This is a genomic window from Bradyrhizobium sp. Kon58 (assembly GCF_055807455.1).
The window spans coordinates 39,703-65,189 of sequence record NZ_JBVVOT010000027.1 but is presented as its reverse complement, the minus strand read 5'-3'; the positions used below and the strand labels follow the sequence as shown (position 1 = coordinate 65,189).

Genomic DNA, 25,487 nt, shown 5'->3' with positions numbered 1-25,487 from the left:
TCCCGGATTACGCTGCGCTCCATCCGGGCTACCGACCTCAGCCGTTCCGGAACGCATACCCGTAGCCGTTCAGCGCCGGCGCGCCGCCGAGATGGGCGTAGAGAATCTTTGCGCCCTTCTCGAAATAGCCCTTCTGCGTGAGGTCGATCAGGCCCTGCATCGACTTGCCCTCGTAGACGGGATCGGTGATCATGGCTTCGAGACGCGCGGTGAGGCGGATCGCCTCCTTGGTCTCTTCCGACGGCACGCCATAGGCGGGATAAGCGTAGTCCTCGATCAGCACGACGTCGTCGGCGACGAGATCCTGGCCGAGTTCGACGAGCTTGGCCGTGTTCTGCGCGATCGAGAGCACCTGCGCCTTGGTCTGCGCCGGGGTGAAGGACGCGTCGATGCCGATCACCATTCGCGCACGGCCATCGGCGGCGAAGCCGACCAGCATGCCGGCATGGGTGGAGCCGGTGACGGTGCAGACCACGATGTAGTCGAACTTGAAGCCGAGCTCGGCTTCCTGCTTGCGCACTTCTTCGGCGAAGCCGACATAGCCAAGGCCGCCGAATTTGTGCACGGAGGCGCCGGCGGGAATCGCATAGGGCTTGCCGCCTGCCGCCTTCACCTCCTCGATCGCCTCCTCCCAGCTCTTGCGGATGCCGATGTCGAAGCCGTCGTCCACCAGGCGCACGTCGGCGCCCATGATGCGCGACAGCATGATGTTGCCGACGCGGTCATAGACGGCGTCCTCGTGCGGCACCCAGGCCTCCTGCACCAGGCGGCACTTCATGCCGATCTTGGCCGCGACCGCCGCGATCATGCGGGTGTGGTTGGACTGCACGCCGCCGATCGATACCAGCGTGTCGGCGTTCGAGGCGATCGCGTCGGGGATGATGTATTCGAGTTTGCGCAGCTTGTTGCCGCCATAGGCGAGTCCGGAATTGCAGTCCTCGCGCTTGGCGTAGACCTCGACGTTGCCGCCGAGATGCTTTGACAGCCGCTCCAGCTTCTCGATGGGCGTCGGACCAAAGGTCAGCGGATAGCGCGCAAATTTTTCGAGCATCGTCAGGTCATCCCGATTGGCATTAATGTCTGCGAAAACGCTAGCATCTCTCTGCAAAAAGGTGCTTTCAAATATTGCGCCTCTATTGCGGCCAATCTTGCGGCATTGAGGCCAATGCGTGCTATTTCTTTCGGAATAGATGCCAATTACGGAAGTTCCTTCCATGTCCGCGCGCCTTGACCGTATCGACCTTAAGATGTTGCGATTGCTGCAAAATAACGGCCGGCTCAGCAACGCCGAGCTGGCCGAAACCGTCGCCATCAGTCCCGCCACCTGCCATCGCCGCACCCAGCGCCTGTTCGAGCATGGCTTCATCGCCGCCGTCCGCGCCATGGTCGCGCCGAAGAAGGTGGCAAAAGGCACGCTGGTGATGGTCGGCGTCGTGCTCGACCGCTCGACGCCGGAGAGCTTTGCGATCTTCGAGCAGGCGATCACCAGGCTGAAATTCGTGCTCGACTGTCACCTCGTCGCCGGCGACTTCGACTATTTCCTCAAGATCCGCGTCGGCGACATGGAGGATTTCAACCGCATCCACGGCGAGCAACTGATCGCGCTGCCCGGCGTGCGCCAGACCCGCACCTTCTTCGTGATGAAGGAAGTCGTCGACAACGCGCCGCTGGAGTTTTGATGCCAGCGGCGCGCGAAACGAATTCTCAACCGCCTGTCGCCCCTTCCGCCACCGCCTCGCGTCCGTTTCGCGCACTGCTGCGCAGTGTCGCCTTGTCGCCGTCGAAGGTGAAAGCCCAGGTTGAGGCTTCGCCGAGCCCGACGTATTGGAAATCGACTACGAAGGTGTGCTCGTTCTGCCACGCGCCCTTGGCGGCGCGAACGCCCAGAAAGCCGGGCATGCTCTTGCGGTACAAGCCGTCGAGCCCGATCGGCCCGTCAAGCTGGCGCTGCGCAGGATCGCCCGCGGCCGTCTTCACAATGTAGCGCGGGTTCTCGTCGGTCAGGAACAGTGCGACTGATTTAATGCCGAGCGAATTGTCGGAGAACTTGTAAGTCTTGCCCGAGATCGCGGCGGCGATCGCCGGCGTGGCGCCGACCCCGGTCGGCTTCTCGGTCGAAACGTCGGCGATCGCCTCGGCGAGTTGATCGGCAGCGCTGGGGTTGGCTGGCAACGCAGAATCGGATTTGACCGCTCCGGTTATGTCGTCGGCCAGTCTGCCGAATGGACAAAAATCCCGCGCCGTCATCACCGCGACGATGTCCTGTTCCGGCAATACCATGATCGTCTGGCAGTGATATCCGACCGCCATGTAGACGTGCTTGCCGGGAATCGACCAGAACTGGTTGGCGTAGCGTAGCGCGGGTTCAGATCGCGCGTTCATGTTGATGTTGGCATGGCTGACGGAATGGAGAAAGTCTGCTGGCAGCAGTTGCTTGTCCACCCACTCGCCGTTGCGCAGATAGAGATAGCCGATCTTCGCCATGTCGCGCGGCCGCATCGCGAGGCCGAAGCCGCCAATCGGAAGCCGTTGCGGATCCCGGCGCCAGAACGGAGAAGCGATGCCGAGCGGGCCGAACAGCCGCTCGTTGGCGTAGTCCGCGATGTTCTTGCCGGTGAGCTTGCTGACGATCGCCGACAGCAGATGCGAGCCTCCGCTGTTGTAATAGAAGTTCTCGCCCGGTGCATGTGCCATCGGGCGGTCGAGAATGAACTTGACCCAATCGGAACTTGCGCCCATGTCCCGCAACGACTGCTCGCGGCCGCCTTCGAACCCCTCGTCCCAGTTGAGGCCACTTGTCATGTTGAGTAGGTGCTGGATGGTGATGGCTTTCTTGCGCTCATCGACGTCGGCAACGCTGCGATCGGTAAAGAAATCTAGCACCGGATGGTCGAGACGATCCAGCAGGCCCTGCTTGTAGGCCATTGCCATCAGCGTCGCGACCACCGCCTTGGTAGAGGAGTTGATTGCGTGCGGCATGTCGGCGGTAAACGGCGCGTAGTATGCATCGAGCACGATGCGGCCGTGGCGTGTCACCAGCAGGCTGTCGAAGCTGCGCGTTGTGCCGAACGCAACCAGTTTGGCTAACGCAGCCGAATCCATGCCCTGCTCTTCCGGCGTGGAGGTCTGCCATTGAGCGGTCGGCCAGACCACCTCGGTAGCCTGTGCGCTTGCGGTGCCGGAATAGACTGACGTGAGCAGGACAAGCGCGCCAAGCAGGGCAGTGGTTCGCGATGAAAGCCTGACGACGCAATCAGCCACCTGCATGCTCCTATCTTGAGTGTTGTCATTGCGCACAGGCATATACCGCAGGCGGCATCTGCTCAATGATACAATCTTCTGGAATGCCGGCGAGGAGCGGAGGTCATAAATCAGTGTCAAGCTTAAGACATTGCGATCGCAAGAAGAATTGTGGCCAGTCCGGCAATCGAAAACTGCCGAGACGAGCGCAATCAGGACGTGCCCGGATCAGATCGCGTTGCCTGGAGTGCGCCAGACCGGCACGTTCTTGGTCGTGAGAGAAGTCGTCGATAATGCGCCGCTGGAGTTTTAGCGGGCGCACTTGATGCGCGATCCACATCATGAGAGATTCAGGTGATGCAGCCATATCCCTTCCGCCACCTCAATCCGGCCGGACCGGCCTATCGGCGCGGTTGGGTCGACGAGGCGGTCGCTGCGATCGAGGCCGACCAGTGCCGCACGGCCGACACGCATTTGATCCGGCTGATCGTGCCGGCGCTCGCTGGCATCGACATCTATCTGAAAGACGAGTCGACGCACCCGACCGGCAGCCTGAAGCACCGGCTCGCGCGCTCGCTCTTCCTTTACGCGCTCTGCAATGGCCACATCCGCGAAGGCACGCCTGTCGTCGAGGCCTCGTCGGGATCGACCGCAGTGTCGGAAGCCTATTTCGCGCAGATGATCGGCGTGTCCTTCTATGCCGTGATGCCGCGCACGACCTCGGCGGAGAAGATCGCCGCGATCGAGCACTACGGCGGTAACTGCCATCTGATCGACGACGGCCGCGCGCTGTATGCGGAGGCCGGCGCGCTGGCCGCACGGCTGGGCGGCCACTACATGGACCAGTTCACCTTCGCGGAACGCGCCACCGACTGGCGCGGCAACAACAACATCGCTGAATCCATCTTCACGCAATTGCAGGGCGAGCCGCGCCCACTGCCGGACTGGATCGTGATGGGCGCGGGCACCGGCGGCACCTCGGCCACCATCGGACGCTATTTGCGCTATCGCCAATATCCGACGCGGCTGTGCGTCGCCGATGTCGAGCATTCCGCTTTCTTCGACTGCTTCAGCTCGCAGGACCGCTCCCATGTTTGCGACCGCCCCTCGCTGATCGAAGGTGTCGGGCGGCCGCGCTGCGAGCCCTCCTTCGTGCCGGGCGTGGTCGACCGCATGATGAAGATCCCGGATGCGGCGACGATCGCGGCGATGAACGTGCTATCGCGCCGGCTGCGCCGCGCGGTGGGGGGCTCTACAGGCACCAATTTCCTGGCGCTGTGCCGGCTCGCCTCGGACATGCGAAAGGCGAATCAGACGGGATCGCTGGTGACGCTGATCTGCGATTCCGGCGAGCGCTACCGGCAGACCTATTATGAGCCCGCCTGGCTGAAAGCGCGCGGTCTCGATCCAGCGCCGTTCGAGGCGGCCTTGTCGTCGTTCCTCGATACGGCGCAGCCACTGGCGCTCGAGTTCGAAGACGTAACGAATCCGCAGAACTTGCGACATCCTGGCGCCTGATAGCTGGCGCTTCCCTGCCATTTGCAAAATTGCACGGCCGTCACGGCAACTTCACTTGCCTTGCGCCGTCGCGCGGGCGAGCCTCGCGCCTCTCAACGAGGAGACCCGCCGTGCGCCTTCCCATTCTCGATCCGAAAGACCTGAGTGCCGAACAGAAGCCGCTCTATGACGACATGCGAGCGGGTATCAAGGACCACTTCAAGGGCTTTGTGAACATGCGCGACGATGGCGCGCTGCTGGGGCCCTGGAATCCATGGATCCGCGAGCCGCGCTTCGGCAAGCCAGTGTGGGAGCTGGTCAAGGCGATCGCCGCGAACCCGCTGCTGCCGGCGCCGGTGCGTGAGGTCGCGATCCTCGTTACCGGCTCGCATTTCCGTTCCGGCTACGAGCTCTATGCGCATGTGCTGGTCGCCGAGCAGCGCGGCCTCTCCGACGAGAAGCTCGCGACCATCGTCGCCGGACAGCGGCCGGTCGATCTCACCAAGCAGGAAGCGGTCGCCTACGACGTGGCGTCCGCATTGGTCAGCGGCGGCGTGCTGCCGGAACTGACTTATCGGGCCGCGGTCAAGGAATTCGGCGAGCACGGTGCGGCCGAGCTGTCCTATCTCGTCGGCGTTTACTGCATGGTGTCGGTCACGCTGAACACGTTCGACGTGCCGGTGCCGGACTAGATCTGCGGTGCGATCACTCCGCCGCCTTGTTCATGGGCGGCGGGGGCGACCAGGCGACGCAGCGGTTGCGGCCTTCGGCCTTCGCCTGGTAGAGCGCGTGATCGGCCGCGCTCATCAAGGCGTCGATGCCGGACATGCTGACACTTGCTTCCGCAATGCCGATGCTCACGGTGACGCCGAACTGAATTTGGTCGGCGGCGATCTGTGCGCTCATCACGCGTTTGCGGATTCTCTCGGCGACGATTCTTGCACGCGACAGGCTGGTTTCGGGCAGCAGAATCGCGAACTCCTCGCCACCGAAGCGGCCCACGACGTCCGATTTGCGCTTGCCATCGAGGCATGCGGCGGCCACGGCCTTGATCGCCTCGTCTCCGACCGCATGGCCATAGCGGTCGTTGACCGACTTGAAATGGTCGATGTCGAGCATCAGGACCGAAACGGAGCGGTAGTAGCGCTGGAAGCGGCTCCATTCGGCCTCGAGCGAGCCCAGCAAATGGCGGCGGTTATAGAGGCCCGTGAGCGGGTCGGTGGTGGCCAGACGCTCCAGCATGTTGGCCTTGTTGGTGAGATCGGTAATATCGACATAGGTCAGCATGCGGCCGCCGTTCGACATCGTGGTGCAGTGGGCCCTGATCCGCCGCGCATCCGGCGTCTGGAGGTCGCGCACATGATCGCCCGCCTTGACTTCGGCGACGCGCTTGACGGGAAATTTCGCCAGTTCGTTCGCCGGCAGATCGGGCGCGCTCGCACGGTGCACCCGGCTCACCAACGATGCATAGGTCGGGCGGGCGGCGGCTTCATGTTCGCTCACCTCCCAGAACCGCCGCATGCGCCGGTTCATGAAGCTGGCGTTGAGATCGCGGTCGAGCAGCAGCACGCCGTCCTCGACGTTCTCGAGGGCGTCGCGCAGCAATTTCAGCTCGTCGGAGTAGCGCACGATGTCGGTGACCGGCGTATAGGTCAGCATCCGCCCGCCGTTGGGCAGAGGCGTGCATTGCATCCGAACGACGTCGCCGCTGGTACGGCGCAGGTCGCGCGGCGACGCATCGCCTATCTGTATTTGACGGACGCGCTCGGCGACATAGGCCTCCAGCTCGGCCGGCGGAATCTCGTAGGCGAGCGTATCGCGGCCATGATGCATCAGCGTCACGAATGACGGGTTGCTGTTGGCGACTTCGTCCGGCAACAGCCACATCTGCCGGAACGCCCGATTGATCAACTGCGCGCGGAGATTGGCGTCCAGCAGCACGATGCCCAGCGGGACGAAATCAAGCGCTGCGCGGAGCGCCAGCATCTGTCCGCGTATCAGCGAATCGGTCGGCCGCTCCTGCTCGTCCACGGCCTTCGGCTCGACATGGTCTTCCGCTCCGAGCGCAACCCCGACCTGACGGTCCGACCGCCAGAGCACACGGCAGGAGAGGATCTCCTGGCCCGCGAGCCGGAGCTGGAATTGGTCGGGCACGCCGAGGCTGGTCTGCACCTCCAGCGTCGCGCCGTCTTCGGACATCCGGCGCACGATGCAATCGATCGTCGACTGACCGAAGTTGAAGAAGATCTGGCCGGCGAGGAACGTTCGTTCCGATACCAAGCGGGGCATTCCCAACCTCCCAAGCGGAATTGGCTCAGTTTGCCGCAAGCTTATTTGCCGAAAGGTAAGGCGGTGGGCGATTACGCGAGAGAGCTAACAATTGGTTCACGCATCCGGCGTCGTTTACGTCAGCGGAGAGCGCGAAAAGCCCTTCATCATCAACGATGAGCGGGAGCGGCCTTGCTCCGATATCCGTGAAAATGCGGACGCTCCGCTTTACGGAAAATCCACCACGGTCCGCAGTCAGCTGCGCAGCGCGTAGAGCGGCGTCCGCAACGTTACGCGTTTCCCCTGATGGCGGAACTGCCTGCTGGATGGAATGTGATCGCCCGCGTGGTCAAGCGGTGTCCGCAATCGGTGGACGGTGCGAATGCACGCAGGTACGTTGCCGTGACCGCACGGACACAACCCCCGCCAGAGTGCAGGCCGGACAATGGAGAACGATAGCCATGGACACGTCACGCCGCATCCTGCTCGCCGGACTGGCGGGACTCGCCGTTGTGCCGACCGTCGCAGGAGCCGCGCCCTCGACCGCGGCCGATGACGTGACGGTCGCCGAAGAGCGCTTTGCGCGCATGATCGCGGCTGCGCATGCGCCCGACGTCACCTGCGTGCGACAGGCCGAGCGCTATGCGGACGCGCATTGGCCGAACTACGTCGCGGCGGCGCGTTCCGTCATCGAGGCGAGAGCGTGAGGCATTCTCTTTGCTCTCCCGTCGCGGGAGACGGCAACACGAAGTGCCTCACGTCCCCACGGCCCGCCTGACCTGCTCACCGATCTGCGACAGCACGAGCTGCGCCTGCGGCAGGATTGCGCCCATGGCGTGGAAATTGTGAACCATGCCCTCGTGGCAGACGTGCTCGACCGTGACGCCCGCGGCGAGCAGCTTGCGGGCATAGGCATTGCCCTCGTCGCGCATCGGGTCGTACTCGGCGGTGTGGATGATGGCGGTCGGCAGGCCCGCAAGCCGTGTCGCGCGCAAGGGCGAGATGCGGGGATCGGCGGCATCCAGGTGCTCGGGCAGATAATCCGCGAGATCGGCTTCGATCGTGATGCGGTCGATCAGGTGGCCCTCGGCGAACGCCTCGCGCGAAGGCGAGGCCTCCTCGAAATCCAGCACCGGGCAGATCAGGCATTGCGCGACGATGGAAAGGCCTGCGCTCTGCGCCGCCTCCTGGCACACGATGGCAGCCAGCGTTGCACCGGCGGAATCGCCGCCGAGCACCAGACGCCCGGCGTCGATGCCGAGCGATGCGGCCTCGCGCGCGACCCATTCGGTGGCGGCGACCGCATCGTCCACGGCGGCGGGGAATTTGTGCTCGGGCGCCAGCCGGTAATCGACCGAGACGAGACGGCAGCCGGTCGCGTGCGCCAGCGCCGCCGCGATGCGGTCGTGCGTGGCAATGCTGCCGGCGACGAGTCCGCCGCCGTGAAAGAACACGAAGCCGGGCGCGCGATCATCGGCGCCTGCGGGTGAATAGAGACGATAGGGCAGCGCGCCGCCGGGACCAGGCAGCGCGCCGTCGGACGTCGTCACGTCAGGCGCATCGGCGCGCGCAAACTGCATCAGCTTTGCCAATGATTGCCGCCGTGCCTCCACGTTGGGCCGGCTCCGCGCCTGCGGCGCAGCCGCAGCCATCATGGTCAACAAACGCTTTGCGAGCGGATCGAGCGGCATGGTGCTTCCTTTCCCCTTCCGGGAGGGTAACTCACCATTTTCCCGCAGGGAATCATTTAGAAATTGCGCCCAATAGTGGCGCTATAATGCGGCACCACGCCAAGGGAGAGGCCGGTCATGGCCGAGATCAAAAAACCCATCGCATATTCGCCGAGCTGGACCTTCTTCGAGGACAAATGGCATGACGGCAATGTGCCGATCATGGGTCCGCGCACGCATGCGGCCTGGCTCGGCTCGGTCGTGTTCGACGGCGCGCGGGCGTTCGAAGGCGTCGCGCCCGATCTCGACCGCCACGTCGCCCGCGCCAATCAATCCGCGGTCAGCTTTGGCCTGAAGCCGCTGGTCGATACCGGCACCTGGCTGACACTCGCAAACGAGGGCATCGCACGCTTCGCGCCGAATGCCGAGCTCTACGTCCGTCCGATGTACTGGGCGCGGAACGGCTCGGGCGGCGGCGTGCTGTTCGACCCCGAGACCACCGATTGGTGCCTGTGCATCTACGAGGCGCCGATGCCAAAGCCGGTCGGCAACGCGATCACGCTGTCGCCGTTCCGTAGGCCCACCGCCGAATGCGCCCCGGTCGACGCCAAGGCCGCCTGTCTCTATCCGAACAATTCGCGCGCGCTTGCCGAAGCCGCCTCGCGCGGCTTCCAGAACGCGCTGATGCTCGACATGCTCGGCAACGTCGCGGAGTTCGGCAATTCCAACGTGTTCATGGCCAAGGACGGCGTGGTCTACACGCCGGTGCCGAACGGCACCTTCCTCAACGGCATCACCCGCCAGCGCGTCATCAGCCTGCTTCGCGCCGACGGCGTCACCGTGGTCGAGAAGACGCTGCGCTATGCCGACTTCCTCGCCGCCGACGAGATCTTTTCCACGGGCAATTTCGCAAAAGTCGCGCCGGTGATCCGCATCGACGATCGTGAGCTGAAACCGGGCCCGCTCTATACGCTGGCGCGCAAGCTCTATTGGGACTTTGCCCATGCGGTGAAGCTGGCGGCGTAGGCGGCAATCCCGTCGTTGCGGAAGCTTGAGCGCGCTGCTTCTTCATCGTCGTCCTGGCGAAAGCCAGGACCCATACCGCGCGGTCCATCCGTGGAGATCGCTAGCAGTACCGGGCGACGGGTCTTCGCCAAACCACTCCCTGGGGTAATGGGTCCTGGCTTTCGCCAGGACGACCTTGCGGGAGCAGTCGGCTCACTTCGGCGCGGTGGGGCAGGACTTACTCGTCCTTCTTCGACATCCGCTCGAGGCGTTCCTGCATGTCCTTCATCTGCTGGCGCAGATCGTCGATGTTGCTGTCGTTCGGCGCTTCGGCGGTCGCCTCGGGGGCCGGCTCCGCGGAGCCTGCGGGGCGGGCTGCGCCGGGCGCGAAAGGCTTGAACATCGAGAAGGTCTGCTGGAACAGCTCCATATTGCGGCGGACCTGTTCCTCCAGCGGCGCAAACGGGGTCCCGGACAGCGAGGTGGCGATCTGTTTGCGGAACTTCTCCTGCTCCTGCGTGAGCGAGGCGATGGCCTGCTCCAGATATTTCGGCACCACCATCTGCATGCTGTCGCCGTAGAAGCGGATCAGCTGGCGCAGGAAGGTGGTCGGGAGCAGGTTCTGGCCGGCTTTGTTCTCCTGCTCGAAGATGATCTGGGCAAGCACGGAGCGGGTGATGTCGTCGCCGGTCTTGGCGTCGTAGACCAGGAAATCTTCGCCGTCCTTGACCATGGAGGCGAGGTCTTCCAGCGTCACGTAAGTGCTCGTCCCGGTGTTATAGAGCCGACGGTTCGCGTATTTCTTGATGGTGGTGGGTTGGTCTGATTTCGCCATGGGCTCTCACTTGCAAGACGCGGAGAACGGGAACCTGACGGGCTATGCCGCAGGGCGGGAAGAGTACGCAACGCAACAAAATAAGCATTTTCAAAGGGGTCACGCTACCGTTTTGTGCGCCACGGTTAATCGGGCAGCAAAAACGTGCTTGCGAAAGCGCCAAGAACGCTATTTTGAATGCGCTGCGGGATGAATTCGGCCGCCGGCCGATTGACATGCCTCAACGACGTTAACAGGATGCCGTCCGAGACTGGCGAGCCGTTTTCCCCAGCCCCGTCTGCCCCCATACAACCCAGGAGATGCCCATGTCAGACGATGTCGTCATCGTCAGCGCCGCCCGCACCCCGGTCGGAAGCTTCAACGGAGCGTTCGCAACCCTTCCCGCCCATGATCTCGGCGCCATCGCCATCAAGGCCGCGCTGGAGCGCGGCGGCATCGAGCCCGGCCGGGTCTCCGAAGTCATCATGGGCCAGATCCTGACCGCCGCCCAAGGCCAGAACCCGGCCCGCCAGGCTTCGATCAATGCCGGCATTCCGGTCGAGAGCCCGGCCTGGGGCGTCAACCAGCTCTGCGGTTCGGGCCTGCGCACCGTTGCGCTCGGCTATCAGGCACTGCTCAACGGCGATTCCGAGATCGTGGTCGCCGGCGGCCAGGAATCCATGAGCATGGCTCCGCACGCCCAGTACCTGCGTGGCGGCGTCAAGATGGGTGCAGTCGAATTCATCGACACCATGATCAAGGACGGCCTGTGGGATGCCTTCAACGGCTATCACATGGGCAACACCGCCGAGAACGTCGCGCGGCAGTGGCAGATCACCCGCGCCCAGCAGGACGAGTTCGCGGTCGCCTCGCAGCAGAAGGCCGAAGCCGCGCAGAAGGCCGGTAGATTCAACGACGAAATCGTTCCCGTCACCATCAAGGGACGCAAGGGCGATGTCGTCGTCAGCGCCGACGAATATCCGCGCCATGGCGCAACGGTCGACGCGATGGCGAAGCTCCGTCCCGCCTTCGAGAAGGACGGCACGGTCACCGCGGGCTCTGCGTCCGGCATCAATGACGGCGCTGCGGTCGTGGTGCTGATGACCGCCAAGCAGGCCGCCAAGGAAGGCAAGACGCCGCTCGCGCGCATCGTGTCCTGGGCGCAGGCGGGCGTCGATCCGAAGATCATGGGCTCGGGCCCGATCCCGGCCTCGCGTGCCGCGCTGAAGAAGGCCGGCTGGAACGTCGGCGATCTCGACCTGATCGAGGCCAACGAAGCCTTTGCGGCGCAGGCTTGTGCCGTCAACAAGGATCTGGGCTGGGATACCTCTAAGGTCAACGTCAACGGCGGCGCGATCGCAATCGGCCATCCGGTCGGTGCTTCCGGAGCCCGCGTTCTGGTGACGCTGCTGCACGAGATGCAGAAGCGCGATTCGAAGAAGGGCCTCGCCACGCTGTGCATCGGCGGCGGCATGGGTATCGCGATGTGTGTGGCGCGCGACTGAGATAGTTGACGCATCATTTGTGCGTGCGCTGCACGCGTTGCTGAGTGCGTTGCACGCGATTAAAAAGGCGGCGGTTGCAAATCAAATATTCTTCGCAACCGTACAAGCCTCGACTAAAGAGAAACGCCCGGCTCGACGCCGGGCGTTTTGTTCTTGATGTCCGTCAAACGTCCCCCATAATCCGCACTTAAAAACGATCACTCAGAAACGTCCGAAGAGTCCAAGGGAAGGAAATACGATATGGCACGTGTTGCATTGGTGACGGGTGGTACGCGGGGCATCGGAGCTGCGATCAGCAAGGCGCTGAAGGCAGCCGGCTACAAGGTTGCGGCGAGCTATGCCGGCAACGATTCGGCGGCAGAGAAGTTCAAGGCCGAGACCGGCATCGCCGTCTACAAATGGGACGTCAGCAGTTTCGATGCTTGCGCCGAGGGCGTGAAGAAGGTCGAGGCCGAGATCGGCCCGATCGACGTGCTCGTCAACAATGCCGGCATCACCCGCGACACCGCCTTCCACAAGATGACGCTCGAGCAGTGGAACGCCGTCATCAATACCAACCTCGGTTCGCTGTTCAACATGACGCGTCCAGTCATTGAAGGCATGCGTGCGCGCAAGTTCGGTCGCATCATCTCGATCTCGTCGATCAACGGCCAAAAGGGACAATTCGGACAGGTCAACTATTCCGCCGCGAAGGCCGGTGACATCGGCTTCACCAAGGCACTCGCGCTCGAGAACGCCAAGGGCGGCATCACCGTCAACGCGATCTGCCCCGGCTACATCAACACCGAAATGGTGCAGGCCGTGCCGAAGGACGTCCTGGAAAAGAACGTGATCCCGCAGATCCCGGTCAACCGGCTCGGCGAGCCGGAAGAGATCGCGCGCGCGGTCGTGTTCCTGGCGGCCGACGAGGCCGGCTTCATCACCGGCTCGACGCTGACCATCAATGGCGGCCAATACCAGGCCTGATGACGCCAATTCTCTCCGCTGGATGTCGCTGAGCCAAATGCCTGTAGCTTCAGGCGCGACAAGGCGATAGTGAAGACGAAAATGCCCGGCCTCGTGCCGGGCATAAACGTCCTCAGAGCCTTTGATCGATGACTCCCCGCACGGCAACGCTGATCGGATTGACCGCGATCCTGATGTGGTCGCTGCTGTCGGTGATGACGGTGGCGACCGGAAAGATCCCGGCGTTCCAGCTGGCCGCGATGACGTTCGCGATCGGCGGTCTCGTCGGCCTGCTCACCTGGATCGGCCGCGGCGAGGCGGCCAAAAGCCTGCGTCAGCCGCTTGCCGTGTGGACCGTCGGTGTCGGCGGACTGTTCGGCTATCACGCGCTGTACTTCCTCGCGCTGCGTTTTGCGCCGCCGGCTGAAGCCGGCCTGCTGAATTATCTGTGGCCGCTCCTGATCGTGCTGTTCTCGTCGTTCCTGCCGGGCGAGCGGCTTGCCTTGCATCACGTCGTCGGCGCCGTGCTCGGCCTCGTCGGCACCGTGCTGCTGTTCGCCGGGAACGCCTCCGGCTTCACGCAGGGGCAATTGCCGGGACTGGCCGCGGCTTTCATCGCAGCGTTCGTGTGGGCGATCTATTCGGTGTTGTCGCGGCGATTGAAGGCGGTGCCGACCGATGCGGTCGCGGGATTCTGTCTTGCCACCGCGATGCTTGCCGCGCTGATGCATGGTCTGCTCGAAACCACGGTATGGCCTGACACGACGCTGCAATGGCTCTCCGTCATCGCGCTCGGCATCGGTCCCGTCGGTGCTGCGTTCTACGCCTGGGACATCGGCATGAAGCGCGGCGACATCCGCGTGCTCGGCGCCGCGTCCTACGCGACGCCGCTACTCTCGACCGGCTTCCTCATCGCCGCTGGCTTTGCGAAGGCGAGCGCCAACATCGCCATCGCCGCGATCCTGATCGCCGGCGGCGGCCTGATCGCGGCGAAGGACATGGTGCTGCGGAAGCGGTGAGGGCGCCGCTAAAGCGCCGGCTGCCAACCCGGCGGCCGATACATCGCCTCCGGAATCTGTCCGAGTTCGGAGCGCTGCAAGCGTTGCGGCATCAGGCCGTAGAACTCCTGGAAGCTGAGGATCAGCGGCCGCCATTTGTCCGGGTCGATGCGATTGGTGGCGCCATCCATCATGATTTCTGGGTGCGCGTGCACGCGGGTGATGCGGACCTCGATCGCAGCGAGATTGCCGCGCCAGACCAGGTCGTCCTGCGCCATCTCATGCACATGGGCGACCTTAGCTTCCATCTGTACGGGACACTCGGCCGCACGTGGTGCGGCGACTGTTTCGCCCGGCAGCGCGGTTAGTCCGCCACGACTGAACTTGTCCTTTTCGTGCCGATAGCCGCGATAGAGTTTGCCGGGCGGCACCGGATCCGATCCCGTGGTCCGTGCGAGGCGATCGACCGCGGCGACGAGATCGGCGGACGGCAGATTGAGCACGCATTCGCCCGTGCGAATCATGTTCTCGGTGGTCTTGGAATTCCGAGCCAGTCCCAGCATGCAGCGCCACCCGACCCACCATGCCGACGACATCGGCGCGAGATTGGAAGTGCCGTCTTCATTGGTTGAGCCGATGAGGACGACGGGCGTGCCGAAATACAAAATGGCCGGGTCGATCTGGACGGCGGCGGGGCCGAGTGTTCCGTGCATCGTGCGCTCCTGTTCGCTTGAAACGCTGTCCTAAGGCGTGACGCGGACCAAACCCACCCGATTCCAGATTGAGATTCAGGGCTCCCAACCTTTCGGCGCGAGCTCGAACTTGGCGAACTCGAATGCTGGCGCCACGGTGCAGCCGACCAGGGTCCACTCGCCGGTGGTCTCTGCCGTCTGCCACGCATCAGCCGGCACGATCGCCTGTGGCCGCTCGCCGTTCAACAGGTCCGTGCCGAGCCGCACCTCGTGCTGGGAGCAGCCGTCATGGGCGATGCGCAGCGTCAGCGGGCTGCCGGCGTAATAGTGCCAGCTCTCGACCGCATCGATGCGGTGCCAGTGCGAGCGCTCGCCGCGCGCCAGCAGGAAGTAGATGAGGGTCGAGCGCGCGCGGCCGTTGGAGTCGGTGGTCTGGTCGCGAAACGTCTCGCGATAGTGCCCGCCTTCGGGATGCGGTCGGAGTTCGAGGCGCGCGATGATCTCGGCTGCGGTTGGCATCGATTCCCGTCAGGATTTGGTCTTCAGGACTTGCTCTTCAAGATTTATTCTTGCGCTCGCGCAACTCGCCGAACACCGCGGTGGCATCCGCGCCCTTCATGTGCAGCCTGGCTGCGATCGACGGTTCATCGGCGCGCAGGAACACGTTTGTCCGCTTCTCGTCACCAAGCAGCGAGGGAATGGTCGGCTTGTTCTCGGCCCGCAGCCTCGCCACCTCGGCCGCGCGCGCCTGCAGCGCCGCATTGTCGGGGTCGACGGTCAGCGCGAACTTGACGTTGGACGCCGTGTATTCATGGCCGCAATAGAGCTTGAAGTCGTCGGGCAGGGCACGCAGCTTCAGAAGCGAATCCCACATCATCGGATAGGTGCCCTCGAACACGCGGCCGCAGCCGATCGAGAACAGCGTGTCGGCGGCGAACAGCGCTTTCTCGGTGTCGAACACATAGGAGATGTGGTCGAGCGTGTGGCCGGGCGTCTCCAGTATGCGCCCCAGCAAGTTGCCGACCTTGACGATTTCGGCATTGGCGACGCGCAGGTCGACGTCTGCGATCTTAGTGGTCTTGTCGTGCGGCGCGACGACGCGGCAATTGTATTTCTGCTTGAGTTCGGCGACCCCGCCGACATGATCGCCATGATGATGGGTGATCAGGATGTCGGTGAGCTGCCAGCCCTCGCGCTCGAGCGCCTTCAGGATGGGGCCGGCCTCCGGCGCGTCGATCGACGCCGTCGCCTTGGTTTCCACATCGTGGATCAGGTAACCGAAATTGTCGTTTAAACAGGGGAAAGTACGAATTTCGGCGGCCATGTCATCTCCGATCGCGCTCAGCTCCGTCAGACAAATATGGCGTTAACGTTGCGCAGGCAATGCAATATTCCGCGCGCGGCGGCCACCTCGTGCATGTTACATTGCGATCATGACCATTGATGTCGTCGACCTCCGCGAGTTCTACTCCCGTCGCCTCGGGATTGTGGCGCGGCAAATGATCAATCGCGGCATTCGGGAGCGCTGGCCGCGCGTTGATGGCCAGCGGGTGCTCGGCTTCGGCTATCCCACGCCCTATCTCGGATTGTTCCGCGAGGACGCCGAGCGCTGCCTCGCCTTCATGCCGTCGGCCCAGGGCGTCCTGAAATGGCCGACGGGACGGCCGGCGCTCGCCTCGCTGGTGGACGAGTTCTCGCTGCCGCTTCCCGACGCCGCGGTCGATCGCATCCTGCTGGTCCACGCACTGGAAATGTCGGACGATCCGGCCGCGCTTCTGCGCGAGGCATGGCGGGTGCTGTCGCCGTCCGGTCGCGTGATTGCGGTGATCCCGAACCGGCGCGGGGTCTGGACCCGCACCGACAGCACGCCGTTCGGTCACGGCCGGCCCTACTCGCGCTCGCAGATCACGGACCTGTTGCGCCAGACCTGGTTCACCCCGACCGCCTGGGGCGAGGCGCTGTTCATGCCGCCCTATGCCGGCGGCTGGGTGCTGAAATCCGCACAGATGTGGGAGCGGGCCGGCGCGGCGCTGTCGCTGCCCTTTGCCGGCGTGCACATCGTCGAGGCGACCAAGCAGGTCTACCGCGCGATCCCCGCCAAACGCGAGCGGGCGCGGCTGATTCCCTCATTGGCGAAGCCGGTGCTGGTGCCGTCCTCGACGACGGCGACGCGCAGCTAAAAACAAATCGTCCCGGTCAGGCCGGGACGATTCAGGTCAGGGTATCTGGCGCAGGATGTCCGGCGAAAAGCTTACTCGCCGGGGGCCACTTCGTCGCTCGAGGCGGCCGGAGCGGCTTCGCGCTCGGGGCGCGGGCCATTCGGCCGGCGGCGGCGCCGTGGAAAGCGCTCGCCACCACCAGCACCTTCGAAGCCGGCCTGGCCGGGCGCGCCACTGCTCACCTGCGGCTGCGGGCCGGTGATGAAGGAGGGCAGACGATCGACGCTGACGGCGTCGGCGACGACGGGCTGGGGCTGGTTCAGCGGCAGCGGTTGCGGCTGGGGTTGATATTGCGGCTGCGGACGATGGTCGCGTTCGCGATGCTCGCGCGGCTGCTGATTGTCGCGCTGATAGTGGTTGTCGCGGGGCTGATGATCACGCGGCTGGTGATCGCGCGGGCCGTCGCGGTCGCGCGTGAAGGGCTGCGGTGGCGGCTGTGGGACAAAACCCGGCTCCTGGCCGAAGTTCGAGAAATTCTCGCCGTCGTCCTCGCCGTCGTCGCCGCTGCTATTGCTGATGGGCTCGTCGCCGCGTGGCTGCTGGTTCTGCCGGAACTGTTCCTGGGCCGTCGCAATCAGGCGAAAATAATGCTCGGCATGCTGGTAGTAATTCTCGGCCGCAACGGGGTCTCCGGAGGAGCGCGCGTCGCGCGCGAGCTGGAGATATTTTTCAGCAATATGCGAAGCCGTGCCGCGGATCTTGATGTCGGGTCCGTTGGACTCGTAGACCCGGGTCATCGGGTTCTGGCCGCGCCGGTTATTATTGTTGTTATTGTTATTGTTATTATTGTTGCGGTTGCGCATCCGCTGCTTGTTCTGACCGTTTCTCATGTCCTGCCTTTAATTCCAGCCCTAAAGGTTGCACGCATTACTGATTGCCGAGAGTGACCTGATGACAGCGGTTCACATCGCTTGCGCGCAACCGCACGCAAGAGCGGATTGATCCCTGCCGATGTTCGTCGACCGTCGCGTTCAACAAAAGACGCGTTCCCCACCGCCAGCATCCATCGCCAGCGAACCCATTCATATCGCCTGCCGAAACAAGCCCTGCTTTGTTGCGTAAGTCTTCAAGCGCAATATCAGGCTTTCGTTCACGTTGCGGTCGGTAAGCAGCGCAGCTCAAATGGCCATCGCGCTCAACAGGACCTGCGGCTTGGAACCGTTATCAGTAAGCTCTCGCCCGAGAGCCCGGCTTTCGCCCGTAAGTCTACGGGGCCGGCACCGATGTGTTGATCGGAAGGTAGTCGTTCCCAAGGGATATTCCAAGAGGTTTTTTGCAGCCCAATCCGGCTTTTATGGGGGCATTTTCCGGGCCGAAACCGCCCGCGGGATGCCCGCCAGATCGGCCTTGGGTGGCCTGTCCATCACCAACGCGGCAGCAATCATCAAGGTTTCAATATTTCGGGCCTGGCCCTGTCCGGCCTCGACGATCAGCGCTCCGCCGGGGGCGAGACGTTCAGCCGCCTGCGGGATCAGGGCCCGATAGGCGTCGTAACCGTCATTGCCGCCGTCGAGTGCCAGATGCGGATCATGCTCGCGCACCTCGATGCTCAGTTTCGGAATTTCCGCCGACGGGATGTAGGGCGGGTTCGACACGACGAGGTCGAACGGGCCGCGGAGCGCGGCTGCGTAGGAGCAGGCGGCGAAGGTGGCGCGGTCGGCGAGGCCCAGAGCCGCGGCGTTGTCTCTGGCGGTCTTGAGCGCGCTCAGACTGAGATCGGTGCCGACGCCGAAGGCGCCGGGAATTTCGTGCAGCAGCGCGAGCAGGATGGCGCCGGAGCCGGTACCGATATCCGCGATGCGGATCTGATGGGAGTGTTGCCGCTCGCGAAAGAGTTCGAGCGCGCGTTCGACCACGGTCTCGGTATCGGGGCGCGGCACCAGCGTCGCTTCCGACAGACGAAACGGCAGGCCCCAGAATTCACGTGTGCCGAGAATGCGGGCGACCGGCTCGCCGGCGATGCGGCGCCCGGCATATTGCGCGAGCCGCGACGTCTCGGCTTCCGCGAGCCGGCGGGCGGCCTGCGCAACGAGGCCTGTGAGATCAAGTCCAAGTGCCGCGCCGAGCAGGATACGCGCGTCGAGCTCGGCTTCTTCGAGCTGCGCCGATCTCAGTTGCGCGGCCAGCGCGCGCCGCGCGCTCTCAACGGATAATCCGGTGAAGGGATTGCTCACGCGCCGGTCACGCCGCCGCGCCCTGGGCGGCGAGCTGTGCGGCCTGGTGCTCGGTGGTCAGCGCGTCGGTCAGTTCGCCCAGCGCTTCGCCCGCGATCACCTGCGGCAGCTTGTAGAGCGTCAAATTGATGCGGTGATCGGTGACGCGTCCTTGCGGGAAATTATAGGTGCGGATGCGCTCGCTGCGGTCGCCGGAGCCGACCTTCTCCTTGCGCTCGGCGGAGCGCGCCGCGTCGAGGCGTTGCTGCTCGGCGTCATAGATGCGCGAACGCAGGATGTTCATGGCGGAAGCGCGATTCTTGTGCTGCGAGCGGCTGTCCTGCATCATCACCACGATGCCGGTCGGGATGTGGGTGATGCGGATCGCCGATTCGGTCTTGTTGACGTGCTGGCCGCCGGCGCCTCCGGCGCGCATGGTCTCGATACGCAAATCATCGTTCCGGATCTCGACATCGACCTCCTCGACCTCGGGCATCACGGCGACGGTGGCGGCGGATGTGTGGATGCGCCCCTGCGTCTCGGTGTCCGGCACGCGCTGCACGCGGTGCACGCCCGACTCGAACTTCAGCTTCGAGAACGCGCCGCGGCCCTGCACCTCTGCGATGATTTCCTTATAGCCGCCGACGCTGCCTTCGCTGGCCGAGATCACCTCGACCTTCCAGCCCTGCAGGGCCGCGAAGCGCTCGTACATCCGGAACAAATCGCCGGCGAACAGCGAAGCCTCGTCGCCGCCGGTGCCGGCGCGGATTTCCAGCACCACGTTGCGGTCGTCCATGGCGTCCTTCGGCAGCAGCGCGACTCGGATCTTCTGGATCAGCTCCTCGATCTTCGGCGTCAGCTCGCCGCGCTCGGCTTCCGCCATGGCGCGCATCTCGGCATCGGTCGCGGGGTCGGCGATCAGCGCCTCGGTGTCGGCGAGCTCCTTGACGGCCGATCGATAGGTCTTGACCGCTTCGATCAATGGCGTGAGCTCGGCGAGTTCACGTGTGATCTGCACATAGCGTTCGGAAGCGAGCTGACCGAGCGATTCGGCCTCCAGCGAGGCGTGATGCGCGAGCAGGACGTCCAGTTTGGCTTCGGGGAGTGACGACATCGGTTCAGTCTCAAAATGCGGGAAAGGCGAGGCGACAGGAAGGGGCGACAGGCCCGCTACAAGGCCAGGCCTTCAGCCTCGGCAAATTCCGTCAGCTTCTGCCGGATCGAGACGCTGCCGGCGGGCGCGTCCAGCAACGGCCCGAGCATCGCTTCGGCCTTCTTGGCGTCGAGATCGATCACCATCGCCTTGACCGGGCCGAGCGCGGTGGCCGAGAGCGACAGCGAGCGATAGCCCATCGCGATCAGCGCCAGCGCACCGATCGGCTTCGAGGCCATCTCGCCGCAGAGCGACAGCGATTTCTTCGCGGCTTGCGTCTTGCGTGCGATGTCGCGCAGCGCGCGCAGGATCGGCGCCGACATGGTGTCGAAGCGCTCGGAGACTTTTGCGTTGCCGCGGTCGACCGCGAACAGGAACTGGAACAGATCGTTGGAGCCGACCGAGATGAAGTCGACCTTCTTGAGGAGTTCGTCGAGCTGATAAAGCAGCGCCGGCACCTCGACCATGGTGCCGATGTCGATTCTTTCAGGCAGCGTATGGCCGTGCTGGCGCAGATAGGTCAGCTCGCGCTCGACCAGCGCCTTCGCCGAATCGAATTCGGCGACCTCCGAGATCATCGGGAACATGATGCGCAGCGCGCGGCCGCCTCCGGCGCGCAGCAGTGCGCGGATCTGGCCGCGCAACAGGCCGGGACGGTCGAGCCCGAGCCGGATCGCGCGCCATCCGAGCGCGGGATTCTCCTCGATCACCGCTTCCATGTAAGGCAGCGCCTTGTCGCCGCCGATGTCGAGGGTGCGGAAGGTGACGGGCTTGGTGCCGGCGGCATCCAGCACGGTGCGATAGAGCGCGAGCTGGTCGCTGGTGCGCGGCAGGCTCTGGCCCACCATGAATTGCAGCTCGGTGCGGAACAGGCCGATGCCGGCGCTGCCGGTGTCTTCGATATGCGGCAGGTCGATCGCGAGACCCGCATTGATCATCAGCTCGACCTTCTGGCCGTCTTTGGTGACGCAGGGCAGGTCGCGCAGCGCCAGATACTGCGCCTGGCGGCGGGCGCGGAAGCGCACACGCTCCGCGAAGGCCGCTTCGACCTCCTGCGATGGGCGCACATAGATCATGCCGGAGGTGCCGTCGACGATGACAGCGTCGCCGGGATCGGCGATACCAGGCGCGTTCGGGACTTCGCCGACCGCGGGAATGCCGAGCGCGCGCGCCACGATCGAGACGTGGGAATTGGCGGTGCCTTCCTCCAATATGATGCCGCGCAGGCGCTTGCGGTCGTAGTCGAGCAGCGCCGCCGGGCCCATCGCGCGCGCGATGACGATGGCATTGTCGGGCAATTGTTCGCGTGACGGCGCGTGATCCTGGCCGACCAGCTGCCGCATCAGGCGATAGCCGAGATCCTCGAGATCATGCAGCCGGTCACGCAAATAGGGATCGGTCGAGCGCAGCATGCGCGCGCGGGTGTCGGATTGCACACGCTCGACGGCGGCTTCCGCCGTGAGGCCGGTGGCGACCGCCTCGTGCAGCTTGTGCGACCAGCCCTGGTCGTTGGCGAACATGCGGTAGGCTTCCAGCACCTCGCGATGCTCGCCGCCTTCCGCGACGTCGCCGCGCTCCAGCATGCGGTCGAGATCGGCGCGTAGCTTGGCGAGCGCGGTGTCGAGCCGCTTGATCTCCTTCGGCAGGTCCTCGGCGATGTAGTCCTTGATGACGACGCGCGGCTCGTGCAGCACGACATGGCCGAGCGCGATGCCTTCCGACAGGATGGCGCCGACCTTCTGCGCCGAATGACGTGCCGCGGGCTCATGGCCCGGCTGGGCCAGCGCGGACAGCTCGCCGGAGGCGATCAGCTCCGCCAGCACCATCGCGGTGGTCTGAAGCGCCTCGAGCTCCTCCTCGACATAGTTGCGCTTGGCGCGGTTCTGCACCACCAGCACGCCGAGCGTGTTGCCGGCGCGCAGGACCGGCACGCCAAGGAAGGAGTGGTAGATTTCTTCGCCAGTCTCGGGGCGGAACGAGAACGCCGGGTGGCTCTGTGCGTCGTTCAGATTGAGTGGGGTCGCCTCGCTGGCGACAAGGCCAACCAAGCCCTCATGGGCGGTCAGCACGGTGTGATGCACCGCCTCGCGGTTGAGGCCTTCGGTGGCATAGAGCTCGAGCGTGTTGTCGACGCGCAGCACATAGACCGAGCACACCTCGGCCACCATGTTGGCCGCGATCAGCACCACGATCTTGTCGAGCCGCTCCTGGGCCGAGACCTGCTCCGCCATGGTTTCGCGGAGCCGTCTCAACAAGACGCGGGGACCTCCCGACGCGCTCCGCATGAACCGTCAATCTCCTCCGTCTGCCGGGGCCGAAAGGACCCGCGGCGGCTCGCCCAGAAATCCAGAAAAACAACAAATTTGCTCGTCCGGCGCCAGCCCCGGCGGTTGCCTGGGCCGAATCAGCACCGCCTCAACTGGGGCACAGTTTCCGGCAGCCCACCCTGTTCGCCGTATAGCGAATTGGGGCTTGTTTTGCCAAGCAAAACGCCTGCCAAACGCGAAAGTGTGGAGACCTCAGCGTTTGCTGCGACCGCTAAGAGAAAATTAGCCTAAGCTTGGTCGAGACCGTAGAGCGTATGCAGGGTGCGCACCGCAAGCTCGGTATAGGCGGTGTCGATCAGGACCGAGAATTTGATCTCGGAGGTTGTAATGGCCCGGATGTTGATATTCCGTCCTGCGAGGGCCGAGAACGCCTGGGCGGCAACGCCGGCATGGCTGCGCATGCCGCTGCCGATCACCGAGATCTTGGCGACATCGGTCGCGGTGTCGAGCCGGGCATAATTGATCTGGCCCTTGGCCGCGGTGATCGTCTCCTTGGCCCTGGTGTAGTCGGCGGCCGGAACCGTGAAGGTGAGGTCGGTGGTCTTGCCGTCCTCGGAGACGTTCTGCACGATCATGTCGACGTTGATGTTGGCCTCCGCGAGCGGGCCGAAGATCGACGCCGCCACGCCGGGTTTGTCCTCGATCTGGCGTACCGAGATCTGGGCCTCGTCCTTCGAAAAGGCGATGCCGGTGACGACGTGGCTTTCCATGATCTCCTCCTCGCTGCAGATCAGCGTGCCGGGCGGCTGGTTGGCATGCGGGTCGATATCCTCGGGCTTGTCGAAGCTCGAGCGGACGAAAATCGGCATGTTGTGGACCATGCCGAGTTCCACCGAGCGGACCTGGAGCACCTTGGCGCCCTGGGAGGCTAGCTCCAGCATGTCTTCGAACGCGATCTTGTCGAGCCTCTTTGCCTTCGGCACAATTCGCGGATCGGTGGTGTAGACACCGTCGACGTCGGTGTAGATGTCGCAGCGGTCCGCCTTGACGGCGGCGGCGATTGCCACGGCCGAGGTGTCGGAGCCGCCGCGGCCGAGCGTGGTGATGCGGTTGGTCTCCGGGTTGATGCCCTGGAAGCCGGCGATCACGGCGACTTCCTTGCGCTCCCTGAAGCGCTTGATGATCTCGCTGCCGTCGATGCCCTCGATCCGGGCCGAGGCATGGGCGTCGCTGGTCGTGATCGGGATCTGCCAGCCCTGCCAGGAGCGGGCCTGGATACCCATGCCCTGAAGCACGATGGCAAGCAGGCCGGAGGTCACCTGTTCGCCCGAGGCGACCACGGCGTCGTATTCGCGCGCGTCGTGCATCGGCGAGGCCTCGGTGCACCAGGCCACCAGCTCGTTGGTTTTACCGGACATCGCCGAGACGACCACGGCCACTTCATGGCCGGCGTCGACCTCACGCTTCACATGGCGTGCGACGTTGCGGATACGTTCGATGTTGGCGACGGATGTGCCGCCGAATTTCATCACGAGGCGGCTCATGACGACGCGTGCATTCCCTCATAAGGATAAGTATGGTGACCCGCGCTGGACGGGTGCCTGCGATACCGACCGCGCGTATACAGAGGGGCGGGGCCGGGGGCAAGCGGGTTCCTGCCCAGGCCAATCCGGGCAATGGGTTATTCGAGGTCATGGCGCGTTATATCGACGAGATCCTGCAACCGGGCGAGCGGGTGCTGTATTCGACCAATGCGCACTGGATCTTCTATTTTCCGGCGATCCTGGCCTGGATCGTGGCGCTGGCGCTGTTCGTCCTGTCCCGGCAAACCATCGTCGAGGGGCTCGTCCTGCTCTGTCTCGTCGCGGCCGGCCTGGTGGCTCTGGCGGCGCTGTACTGGACCGTGAAGGGCTGGTTCCATCGCTTTACCACCGAGACCGACGTGACCAATTTGCGGGTCGTGCACAAGACCGGCTTCATCAAGCGCCGGACCTTCGAGATGGCGCTGGACAAGGTCGAGAGCGTCGATGTGAATCAGACCATTCTTGGACGTATTCTCAACTATGGCGACGTCACCATCAACGGCGTGGGGGAGGGTCGCGAAACCATCCGGACCATCGCCTCGCCGCTCGCCTTCCGCAGTTCGATCACCACGCGGTAGGACCGCGCGTAACCATGAGCATGCAGCAAAATACTTCCGCAACAGCGACCACCGCGCCGGGCTCGACCGTCGACGCCGCCGAGATCGCGAAATTCTCAAAACTTTCGGCCGAGTGGTGGGACCCTAACGGCAAGATGGCGCCGCTGCACCGGATCAACCCGCTGCGGCTCGGCTACATCCGCGATGCCGCCTGCCGCAAGTTCGAGCGCAATGTGCGCAGCCTCAACTGCCTCGGTGGTCTGCGCGTGCTCGACATCGGCTGCGGTGCCGGCCTGCTCTGCGAGCCGCTGTCGCGCCTGGGCGCGCAGGTCATCGGCGTCGACCCGTCGGTCAGCAACATCGCGGCCGCGAAGCTGCATGCCGACAAGGCGCATCTCGCGATCGACTATCGCTGCACCACGGTTGAGGAGATCGATCCGCGCGAGCGCTTCGACATCGTGCTGGCGATGGAGGTGGTCGAGCACGTCGTCGACGTCGGCGTTTTCCTGAAGCGCTGCGCCGCGATGCTGAAGCCGAACGGCCTGATGGTGGTCTCGACGCTGAACAGGAACTGGAAGAGCTTTGCGCTCGCCATCGTCGGCGCCGAATACGTCCTGCGCTGGTTGCCGCGCGGCACCCACGAATGGAACAAGTTCGTCACTCCCGACGAGCTGACGAAATACCTGCTCGACAATCGCCTGGTCATCACCGAGCAGACCGGCGTCGTCTACTCACCCTTCGCCGACAAATGGACCCTCTCGTCGGACATGGACGTGAACTACATGGTGGTGGCGGAAGGCATGGTGTGAGGCCGCGCCGCTTCCAAACATTCGGCGTCGTCCTGGCGAAGGCCAGGACCCATTACCCCAGGGTCTAGTTAGGCGAAGGCTGATAACCACGAATCTTCGCCAAACCGCTCCC

Annotated in this window: 24 protein-coding genes and 1 pseudogene; 12 read left to right on the top strand and 13 right to left on the bottom strand. The window is 64.2% G+C overall.

The features are described 5' to 3' along the window. Nucleotides 1-37 precede the first annotated feature (37 nt). Nucleotides 38-1,051 (bottom strand): 1-aminocyclopropane-1-carboxylate deaminase, encoded by a 1,014-nt coding sequence (locus tag AC0L20_RS31115; protein WP_473294390.1) that lies wholly within the window; start codon nucleotides 1,049-1,051, stop codon nucleotides 38-40. A 163-nt stretch (nucleotides 1,052-1,214) separates the two neighbouring features. On the opposite strand from AC0L20_RS31115, the gene AC0L20_RS31110 reads away from it, so the two are divergent. Then, on the top strand, nucleotides 1,215-1,679 hold the full coding sequence (locus AC0L20_RS31110; RefSeq protein ID WP_007599137.1) for an Lrp/AsnC family transcriptional regulator: 465 nt from the start codon (nucleotides 1,215-1,217) through the stop codon (nucleotides 1,677-1,679). A 25-nt stretch (nucleotides 1,680-1,704) separates the two neighbouring features. On the opposite strand, the gene AC0L20_RS31105 is transcribed toward AC0L20_RS31110, so the two are convergent. After that, nucleotides 1,705-3,267: a serine hydrolase domain-containing protein gene (locus AC0L20_RS31105; protein WP_473294388.1), complete on the bottom strand. Its 1,563-nt coding sequence runs from the start codon at nucleotides 3,265-3,267 to the stop codon at nucleotides 1,705-1,707. A 205-nt stretch (nucleotides 3,268-3,472) separates the two neighbouring features. On the opposite strand from AC0L20_RS31105, the pseudogene AC0L20_RS31100 reads away from it, so the two are divergent. The 3 genes and pseudogenes from AC0L20_RS31100 to AC0L20_RS31090 form a co-directional block, all read left to right on the top strand. Further along, nucleotides 3,473-3,553 (top strand): annotated as a pseudogene (locus AC0L20_RS31100) (AsnC family transcriptional regulator); the annotation flags it as partial. Nucleotides 3,554-3,597: 44 nt separating this feature from the next. Further along, the gene (locus tag AC0L20_RS31095; protein ID WP_456766683.1) at nucleotides 3,598-4,758 is read left to right on the top strand and encodes a PLP-dependent cysteine synthase family protein; all 1,161 of its coding nucleotides are present in this window, start codon (nucleotides 3,598-3,600) and stop codon (nucleotides 4,756-4,758) included. 110 nt (nucleotides 4,759-4,868) lie between these two features. After that, nucleotides 4,869-5,429, top strand: coding sequence for a carboxymuconolactone decarboxylase family protein (locus AC0L20_RS31090; protein WP_027568030.1), 561 nt, complete (start codon nucleotides 4,869-4,871; stop codon nucleotides 5,427-5,429). A 13-nt stretch (nucleotides 5,430-5,442) separates the two neighbouring features. Here the strand turns inward: AC0L20_RS31090 and AC0L20_RS31085 are convergent, their stop codons facing one another. Then, nucleotides 5,443-7,026 (bottom strand): sensor domain-containing diguanylate cyclase, encoded by a 1,584-nt coding sequence (locus AC0L20_RS31085; RefSeq protein WP_473294386.1) that lies wholly within the window; start codon nucleotides 7,024-7,026, stop codon nucleotides 5,443-5,445. A gap of 440 nt (nucleotides 7,027-7,466) precedes the next feature. On the opposite strand from AC0L20_RS31085, the gene AC0L20_RS31080 reads away from it, so the two are divergent. Beyond that, nucleotides 7,467-7,712 (top strand): hypothetical protein, encoded by a 246-nt coding sequence (locus tag AC0L20_RS31080; RefSeq protein WP_473294385.1) that lies wholly within the window; start codon nucleotides 7,467-7,469, stop codon nucleotides 7,710-7,712. Nucleotides 7,713-7,760: 48 nt separating this feature from the next. On the opposite strand, the gene AC0L20_RS31075 is transcribed toward AC0L20_RS31080, so the two are convergent. Further along, complete coding sequence (locus AC0L20_RS31075) at nucleotides 7,761-8,696, bottom strand: alpha/beta hydrolase (RefSeq protein ID WP_473294384.1); 936 nt, start codon at nucleotides 8,694-8,696, stop codon at nucleotides 7,761-7,763. 117 nt (nucleotides 8,697-8,813) lie between these two features. Between AC0L20_RS31075 and AC0L20_RS31070 the strand changes: the two genes are divergently transcribed. Next, the gene (locus AC0L20_RS31070; RefSeq protein WP_473294383.1) at nucleotides 8,814-9,701 is read left to right on the top strand and encodes a branched-chain amino acid aminotransferase; all 888 of its coding nucleotides are present in this window, start codon (nucleotides 8,814-8,816) and stop codon (nucleotides 9,699-9,701) included. A gap of 217 nt (nucleotides 9,702-9,918) precedes the next feature. Here AC0L20_RS31070 and phaR read toward each other — a convergent pair whose 3' ends face one another. Next, entirely contained in the window at nucleotides 9,919-10,515 is a 597-nt protein-coding gene (phaR, locus tag AC0L20_RS31065; RefSeq protein ID WP_473294382.1) for a polyhydroxyalkanoate synthesis repressor PhaR, read from the bottom strand. A 305-nt stretch (nucleotides 10,516-10,820) separates the two neighbouring features. Between phaR and AC0L20_RS31060 the strand changes: the two genes are divergently transcribed. The 3 genes from AC0L20_RS31060 to yddG all read left to right on the top strand — a co-directional run bounded on the left by AC0L20_RS31060 (nucleotide 10,821) and on the right by yddG (nucleotide 13,963). After that, complete coding sequence (locus tag AC0L20_RS31060; protein ID WP_007599150.1) at nucleotides 10,821-11,999, top strand: acetyl-CoA C-acetyltransferase; 1,179 nt, start codon at nucleotides 10,821-10,823, stop codon at nucleotides 11,997-11,999. A 240-nt stretch (nucleotides 12,000-12,239) separates the two neighbouring features. Further along, the gene (gene phbB / locus AC0L20_RS31055; protein ID WP_456766678.1) at nucleotides 12,240-12,965 is read left to right on the top strand and encodes an acetoacetyl-CoA reductase; all 726 of its coding nucleotides are present in this window, start codon (nucleotides 12,240-12,242) and stop codon (nucleotides 12,963-12,965) included. 128 nt (nucleotides 12,966-13,093) lie between these two features. Next, nucleotides 13,094-13,963, top strand: coding sequence for an aromatic amino acid exporter YddG (gene yddG, locus AC0L20_RS31050; RefSeq protein ID WP_473294381.1), 870 nt, complete (start codon nucleotides 13,094-13,096; stop codon nucleotides 13,961-13,963). 8 nt (nucleotides 13,964-13,971) lie between these two features. On the opposite strand, the gene AC0L20_RS31045 is transcribed toward yddG, so the two are convergent. The 3 genes from AC0L20_RS31045 to gloB form a co-directional block, all read right to left on the bottom strand. Next, the gene (locus AC0L20_RS31045; RefSeq protein ID WP_473294380.1) at nucleotides 13,972-14,655 is read right to left on the bottom strand and encodes a flavin reductase family protein; all 684 of its coding nucleotides are present in this window, start codon (nucleotides 14,653-14,655) and stop codon (nucleotides 13,972-13,974) included. Between the two features lie 75 nt (nucleotides 14,656-14,730). Beyond that, nucleotides 14,731-15,153: a cupin domain-containing protein gene (locus AC0L20_RS31040; protein WP_247396468.1), complete on the bottom strand. Its 423-nt coding sequence runs from the start codon at nucleotides 15,151-15,153 to the stop codon at nucleotides 14,731-14,733. Nucleotides 15,154-15,190: 37 nt separating this feature from the next. Next, on the bottom strand, nucleotides 15,191-15,958 hold the full coding sequence (gloB, locus tag AC0L20_RS31035; protein WP_473294379.1) for a hydroxyacylglutathione hydrolase: 768 nt from the start codon (nucleotides 15,956-15,958) through the stop codon (nucleotides 15,191-15,193). Nucleotides 15,959-16,067: 109 nt separating this feature from the next. On the opposite strand from gloB, the gene AC0L20_RS31030 reads away from it, so the two are divergent. After that, a complete protein-coding gene (locus tag AC0L20_RS31030) occupies nucleotides 16,068-16,814 on the top strand; it encodes a methyltransferase domain-containing protein (protein WP_456766674.1) in 747 nt (248 codons plus the stop codon). Nucleotides 16,815-16,885: 71 nt separating this feature from the next. Here the strand turns inward: AC0L20_RS31030 and AC0L20_RS31025 are convergent, their stop codons facing one another. The 5 genes from AC0L20_RS31025 to AC0L20_RS31005 form a co-directional block, all read right to left on the bottom strand. Further along, nucleotides 16,886-17,683, bottom strand: a complete 798-nt coding sequence (locus tag AC0L20_RS31025; RefSeq protein WP_456766673.1) for a DUF4167 domain-containing protein — start codon at nucleotides 17,681-17,683, stop codon at nucleotides 16,886-16,888. A gap of 462 nt (nucleotides 17,684-18,145) precedes the next feature. Continuing rightward, nucleotides 18,146-19,027, bottom strand: coding sequence for a peptide chain release factor N(5)-glutamine methyltransferase (gene prmC, locus AC0L20_RS31020; protein WP_473294378.1), 882 nt, complete (start codon nucleotides 19,025-19,027; stop codon nucleotides 18,146-18,148). A 7-nt stretch (nucleotides 19,028-19,034) separates the two neighbouring features. Beyond that, entirely contained in the window at nucleotides 19,035-20,120 is a 1,086-nt protein-coding gene (gene prfA / locus AC0L20_RS31015) for a peptide chain release factor 1 (protein WP_473294377.1), read from the bottom strand. 56 nt (nucleotides 20,121-20,176) lie between these two features. Continuing rightward, entirely contained in the window at nucleotides 20,177-22,444 is a 2,268-nt protein-coding gene (gene ptsP, locus AC0L20_RS31010; RefSeq protein WP_247432538.1) for a phosphoenolpyruvate--protein phosphotransferase, read from the bottom strand. Between the two features lie 269 nt (nucleotides 22,445-22,713). Further along, entirely contained in the window at nucleotides 22,714-23,970 is a 1,257-nt protein-coding gene (locus AC0L20_RS31005) for an aspartate kinase (protein ID WP_247363095.1), read from the bottom strand. A 149-nt stretch (nucleotides 23,971-24,119) separates the two neighbouring features. Between AC0L20_RS31005 and AC0L20_RS31000 the strand changes: the two genes are divergently transcribed. Continuing rightward, entirely contained in the window at nucleotides 24,120-24,587 is a 468-nt protein-coding gene (locus tag AC0L20_RS31000) for a PH domain-containing protein (RefSeq protein ID WP_473294376.1), read from the top strand. Between the two features lie 14 nt (nucleotides 24,588-24,601). Beyond that, nucleotides 24,602-25,375: a bifunctional 2-polyprenyl-6-hydroxyphenol methylase/3-demethylubiquinol 3-O-methyltransferase UbiG gene (ubiG, locus tag AC0L20_RS30995; RefSeq protein ID WP_473294375.1), complete on the top strand. Its 774-nt coding sequence runs from the start codon at nucleotides 24,602-24,604 to the stop codon at nucleotides 25,373-25,375. Nucleotides 25,376-25,487: the final 112 nt, after the last annotated feature.